This is a genomic window from Pseudomonas sp. GM25 (assembly GCF_000282255.1).
Lineage (GTDB): Bacteria > Pseudomonadota > Gammaproteobacteria > Pseudomonadales > Pseudomonadaceae > Aquipseudomonas > Aquipseudomonas aphyarum.
The window spans coordinates 1-5,360 of record NZ_AKJQ01000027.1 but is presented as its reverse complement, the minus strand read 5'-3'; the positions used below and the strand labels follow the sequence as shown (position 1 = coordinate 5,360).

Genomic DNA, 5,360 nt, shown 5'->3' with positions numbered 1-5,360 from the left:
ATGCGGGCCTTTTTTATTGGGTCAGAGCAACCCTTCACTTTCGGGCAATTCGTACTCGGCCAACGGTTTTGAACCGCCGGACTTTCCCGGCTTGCTCAAAGTCGGCTCTTTCTCCAGGCACTCCACCAGATAGTCGATGAACACCCGCAGCTTCGGCGGCAGATAGCGCGTCGGCGAGTGCAACAACCACAGTCCGCCGTGGTAGGACGCCAGGAACGTCCAGTCCGGCAGCACCTGCACGACCAGCCCCTGCTCCAGGGCGTAGCGCGCGGTAAAATACGGCAGGCTGCCAATGCCGATGTGTTGCAACACGGCGCCCAAACGCACGCCGGTGTGATTGGCGGCATACCGCCCGCGCACGCCGACGGTAACGGCTTTCGTGCCTTTCTTGAATTTCCAGCGCGCATCGCTCGGGGTTTCGCCCAGATAGATGCAACTGTGGTTGAGCAAGTCATGGGGATGGGTCGGCGTCCCGTGCTCAGCCAGATACTGCGGCGTGGCGCAGAGCAAATGGTCGATGGTCAGCAGTTGTCGTCCGACCAGTCCGGCTGGTGGACGATCCGTGATGCGAATGGCCAGGTCGACATGATCGTCGATCAGATCGACCTGGCGGTCTTCCAGCAACAGTTCCACATCGACCTTCGGGTAGCGCCGCAGAAACTCCGGCATGTGCGGGTGAATCACGAAGCGCCCCACCGCTTTCGGCACGCTGACCCGGACCAGACCTTCGGCTTCGTGGGTGAACTGGCCGCTGATCTCCATCACCGACTTCGCCGCGCTGACCATTTCCTGGCAGCGCTTGAACACTTCTTCTCCGCCATCGCTCAAGCGCAGTTTGCGCGTGGTGCGTTGCAGCAGCCGTGTGGCCAGCGCCTTCTCCAGCCGGGAAATGCTGCGGCTGACGGCCGATGGCGATGAGCCCAATTGGCGAGCGGCTTCGGAGAAGCTGCCGGTCTCGACGACCTTGACGAAAATCGCCATTTCACCGAGCAGCGGCAGCGGTAGATTTATGCTCACAGCGCAACAGTCCTTTGATGTTTGAACGGATTATCACGTTATTGCACGATTCATATAATTAAAAAAGAAACTTTAATAAGGGCATGGAATATGACGCTTCGCCTCTTTTTCCATAGTGATGACCTCAAGGCCAATGTGGAAGTCCTCGACTGCACGCCCCACGAGAACGAATTCGCCGTTGTGTTGCGCGCCACGCTTTTTCATCCTCAAGGCGGTGGCCAACCCTGTGATACCGGATGGATTGGCGACAGCCAGGTGCTGCGAGTCGTCCAGGAACCGGACCGGATCATTCATTTCGTCGATCAACCGGTGCCACTGGGCATGACCCAGATTCGCATCGACGAAGAACGCCGCCGCTTCAACACCCGCATGCACTCTGCCGGGCATTTGATCGGCCACTTTGTCCAGGCCATGGGCTGGATGCCGATCAAGGCCCACCATTGGCCAGACGAAGGTCGGGTGCAATTCAAACCCGGAGATTCGGCCCAGGAAGTCGATGCACAAATCGTTCAATACGGCATCGGCCAGTGGATCGAACACGATCTGCCGCGTCTGACGTCCCTGCGCGAAGGTGCGCGGGAAATCGGTTTCGGTGAACTGCCAGCCTATGGCTGCGGTGGCACCCATGTACGCAGCCTGAAGGATCTGGGCACAGTCACGATCGCGTCCCTTTCGCAGAAGAAAGGCACGTTGTCCGTCCACTACAGCGTGGATTGAGGATTTCGGGCGCTGCCAGATGCAGCGTCCGACGCCGGGGGAACCGCGTTCGCCGGTTCCGTTGACTATTCGATAGATGGACCTGAAACCATGATGCTTGACGTCGAGCGTCTCGATGAGACGTGCATAAAAAAACTGGCCAACGAAGAAGTCCTCGCCATCCGCGTCAAGGGCTTTCTGCCCCAGGCGCAGGCGATCCAGATTGGCGACAAGATCCTAGCGCCCGGCTTCGAGGGCTACATCAACGCGCCCAGCATCGGTCGCATCGGCATGGCGTTCTACGAGGCGGAAAACCAGCCGCTGCTGATCGAAGACTATTTCGAGCGCGCCACCAGCAACATCGCCGAACTGCGTAACCGCTGCGCGCCCTACTCGTCGCCGGTCGACACATTGCGCTGCATGCTCGACGAATCCTGGCCCGCAGGTGCTCATCTGGAAAACCTCTACGGTCGCAAGATGTATGTCGGCCTGTCCCGAGTCGTGAAACCGGGCGTGTGCTTTCTGGCCCATCACGACATCTTCGCCAAGGACGCCCCGGAGAGTTTCCAGGCCCGCAGTCTGGAGGCGCAGTTCGCCTGCAACGTCTACCTCAACATGCCGACCGAGGGCGGCGCGTTGCAGATGTGGGAAGACGACATCTCGCCGGACCGCTTCGACGAAATGCGTGGCGACAGCTACGGCATCGACCCGGCACTGCTCGGCCCGCCCGCACTCGAAGTACGCCCGGAGCCGGGGGATTTCATCATGTTCAATTCGCGTCGCATGCACTCGGTAACGCCGGGCGTGGCCGATCCGCGCTTGAGCCTTTCGTTTTTTGTCGGCTATCGCGGCAATGCTTCACCCCTGACTTTCTGGAGCTGAAATGACATCGAATTACCTGGGCGAGTTTCTGGCGCTGGCCACCATCCACTTTCTGGCCGTGGTCGCTCCCGGGCCGGACTTCGCCGTGACCATCCGCCAGAGTGTGCGTTTCGGTCGACTGATCGGCATCTGCACGGCACTGGGCATCGGCGCGGGAATTTCAGTGCACGTGCTGTACACCCTGCTGGGCGTCGGCGCCTTGATGCACACCACACCCTGGCTGCTGACCGTCGCCAAAGTGGTCGGCGGTGCTTACATTCTTTACCTGGGCGTCAGCCTGATCCGCAGTAAACCGAAGACGGCACTGGAAGGCGAAAAGACCAGCGACGAACCGCTGGTCGAGCAATCACTATTCAAGGCGTTTTCCACCGGCTTCCTGACCAACGCCACCAACCCCAAGGCCACGCTGTTTTTCCTGGCGATCTTCACCACGATCATCAGCGCCAGCACGCCGCTGCAAATCCAGGCCCTGTACGGACTGTGGATGTGCGGGGTGAATGCGTTGTGGTTCGTGATCGTCGCGCTGTTCTTTTCCAGCAACAAAGTGCGCGTGCTGTTCATGCGCATGGGCCACTGGTTCGAGCGCAGCATGGGGGTGATTCTGATCCTGTTTGCCGGGCGTCTGGTGTTGTCGATGTAATCTGCGCCCATAAAAGAGGCTCGCACAGTCAAGCTGGCGAGCCTCTTTTGCTTTCGGGATCCGTTGTAAGTCCTGCCCTAGAGGCCTCAATCCTATTTTTTCGATTCAGTGTCATTTTTGCGACGTGTCTCACTTCGGGGGCTCCCCTATCACTCGCTGGTGGTGTTAGTTTGCGAAACCGTCTGACGCTTCGATCAGACACCTCCTACTCACTGCCTGCAAAGGAATGCCCTTAGCAATGGACTTTTCACTCAAGCAACTGGCCGCGTCGACGTTGATTCTGGCCAGCCTTTCGTCTGTCACACTGCCAGCCCACGCCAACCTGACCGAGCAGCAGAGCGCGACCATCCTCAAGACATTCAATGAGGCAAAGGTCAGTGATTTCAGAGCATTTCTCGGCGATCTGGCCAAGAACGACCTGAGCAAGACCGACGATCTGCGTCCAGCCATCAGCGCCTTCCTCGACAACAAGACGCTGACCGCCGAACAACAGAACGAGATCCATCGCCTGCTCGGCCTCTACACCCGCGTGAAGTACGGCAAAGCTGCGCTGGAAACCCTGCGTGAACTGGTGGAAATCCCGACCTTCCGCAAGGATGGTGTCGATCAGCACGACAACCCCGAATTCATCAAGATCGCCGCCAAGATCAAGGATCTGGCTGAGTCTTTCGGCCTGAACTACCGCAACATCGACAATCGCGTTTACGAAATCTCCCTCGACGGCAGTGGCAAGGACGTCGTCGGCATTCATGCTCACGCCGACGTGGTGCCGGTAACGCCGGAGAACTGGGTGCTGAAGGACGGCACCAAACTTGATCCGTTCAAGGTCACGCTGATCGGTGACCGCATGTACGGCCGTGGCACCGAGGACGATAAAAACGGCATCGTCGTGACGCTCTACGCCATGAAGGTGATCAAGGAAGAGAAGCTGCCACTGGCGCGCAATTTCAAACTGCTGGTGGACACCACCGAAGAAACCACCGGTGACGCGATTCCTTACTACTTCGAACGCAACCCGACGCCGGAGTACAACCTGGCACTGGACGGCGGCTACCCGGTGGTGATTGCCGAGAAAGGCTACGGCACCGTCATGGCCAAGTTCGCCAAGCGCAAGGCTGAGGGCAACGGCGCGGAAATCACTTCGATGACCGGTGGCCTGGCGACCAACCAGATTCCATCGGTGTCGGTCGTCACACTGGTAACCGACAAACCTGCCGAGCTGGCGGCCAGCCTGCAAAAGGCCGGCGCTGAATACGCCAAGCGAAATGGCGGCGATTTCGAAGTGAACGCCAAGGTCGATGGCAAAGACGTCAAACTCACCGTCACCGGTGTTTCCGCGCATTCGTCCGAGCCAGAATCCGGCGTCAACCCGGTCGCCCGCATGCTCGACTTCATCCACAGCGTGGACGGCAAGATCGCCTTCAAGCACAACCACATCACCGACGCTGCGCACTACGCCGCCGACAACTGGGGTCTGGATTACAAGGGTGGCAAACTCGGCGTCGGTTTCGCCGATGACTTCATGGGCCCGCTGACCACCTCCCTGACCTACGTCGGCATGGACGACAAAACCTTCAAACTCGCGGTCAACCTGCGCGTACCGAAGGGCAAATCGCCGGAAGTGCTCAAGACCGAGATCGCCGACAAACTGGCAGCCTGGAGCAAGAAAAACCATGTCGCGGTGAACTTCGACTATTCGATCGCCGAACCGATGTACCGCAACCCAGAAGGCGAATGGGTCAAGGCGCTGCTGGCCGTGGCCACCGAGAACCTGGGCATGAAACACGAGTTCGGCACTTCGGCCGGCGCCACCTCGGTGCATGAGCTGCCGAACGGTGTGCAGTTCGGCCTGGCGCGACCAGAGGTCAAGTACACCGGTCACACCGACGGCGAATTCAAGACCGTTGACCAGTTCCTGCTGGACCTGCAGATCGTCACCGAAATGATGGGACGCATCGGGCAATTGCCGAAGCTCTGATCGCGTATCGGGCCCGCCACATTGGCGGGCCCACAAAAAAAGGACCTCGCGGTCCTTTTTTATTGCGCGACAAAAAACGCACAAACAAAAACGCCGCTCATCACTGAGCGGCGTTTTTGTGAATATGGAGCGGGAAACGAGACTCGA

At 59.0% G+C, this 5,360-nt stretch carries 5 protein-coding genes; 4 read left to right on the top strand and 1 reads right to left on the bottom strand.

Annotated elements, in window-relative coordinates; genetic code table 11:
- Positions 1-21: 21 nt before the first annotated feature.
- The gene (locus tag PMI24_RS06860) at positions 22-1,017 is read right to left on the bottom strand and encodes a LysR family transcriptional regulator (RefSeq protein WP_007952186.1); all 996 of its coding nucleotides are present in this window, start codon (positions 1,015-1,017) and stop codon (positions 22-24) included.
- A 90-nt stretch (positions 1,018-1,107) separates the two neighbouring features.
- Here PMI24_RS06860 and PMI24_RS06855 point away from each other — a divergent pair, with 90 nt between their 5' ends.
- From PMI24_RS06855 to PMI24_RS06840, 4 genes are all read left to right on the top strand, one after another.
- On the top strand, positions 1,108-1,734 hold the full coding sequence (locus PMI24_RS06855) for a hypothetical protein (RefSeq protein WP_007952185.1): 627 nt from the start codon (positions 1,108-1,110) through the stop codon (positions 1,732-1,734).
- A 90-nt stretch (positions 1,735-1,824) separates the two neighbouring features.
- Positions 1,825-2,595 (top strand): 2OG-Fe(II) oxygenase, encoded by a 771-nt coding sequence (locus tag PMI24_RS06850; protein WP_007952184.1) that lies wholly within the window; start codon positions 1,825-1,827, stop codon positions 2,593-2,595.
- 1 nt (position 2,596) lies between these two features.
- The gene (locus PMI24_RS06845; RefSeq protein WP_007952183.1) at positions 2,597-3,235 is read left to right on the top strand and encodes a LysE family translocator; all 639 of its coding nucleotides are present in this window, start codon (positions 2,597-2,599) and stop codon (positions 3,233-3,235) included.
- Between the two features lie 238 nt (positions 3,236-3,473).
- Positions 3,474-5,213, top strand: coding sequence for a dipeptidase (locus PMI24_RS06840; RefSeq protein WP_007952182.1), 1,740 nt, complete (start codon positions 3,474-3,476; stop codon positions 5,211-5,213).
- Positions 5,214-5,360 lie beyond the last annotated feature (147 nt).

Bases quoted from the DNA above. Each gene is read 5' to 3' on its own strand.
- PMI24_RS06855 (WP_007952185.1), top strand. From the start codon at position 1,108: ATGACGCTTCGCCTCTTTTTCCATAGTGATGACCTCAAGGCCAATGTG.
- PMI24_RS06840 (WP_007952182.1), top strand. From the start codon at position 3,474: ATGGACTTTTCACTCAAGCAACTGGCCGCGTCGACGTTGATTCTGGCC.
- PMI24_RS06850 (WP_007952184.1), top strand. From the start codon at position 1,825: ATGATGCTTGACGTCGAGCGTCTCGATGAGACGTGCATAAAAAAACTG.
- PMI24_RS06845 (WP_007952183.1), top strand. From the start codon at position 2,597: ATGACATCGAATTACCTGGGCGAGTTTCTGGCGCTGGCCACCATCCAC.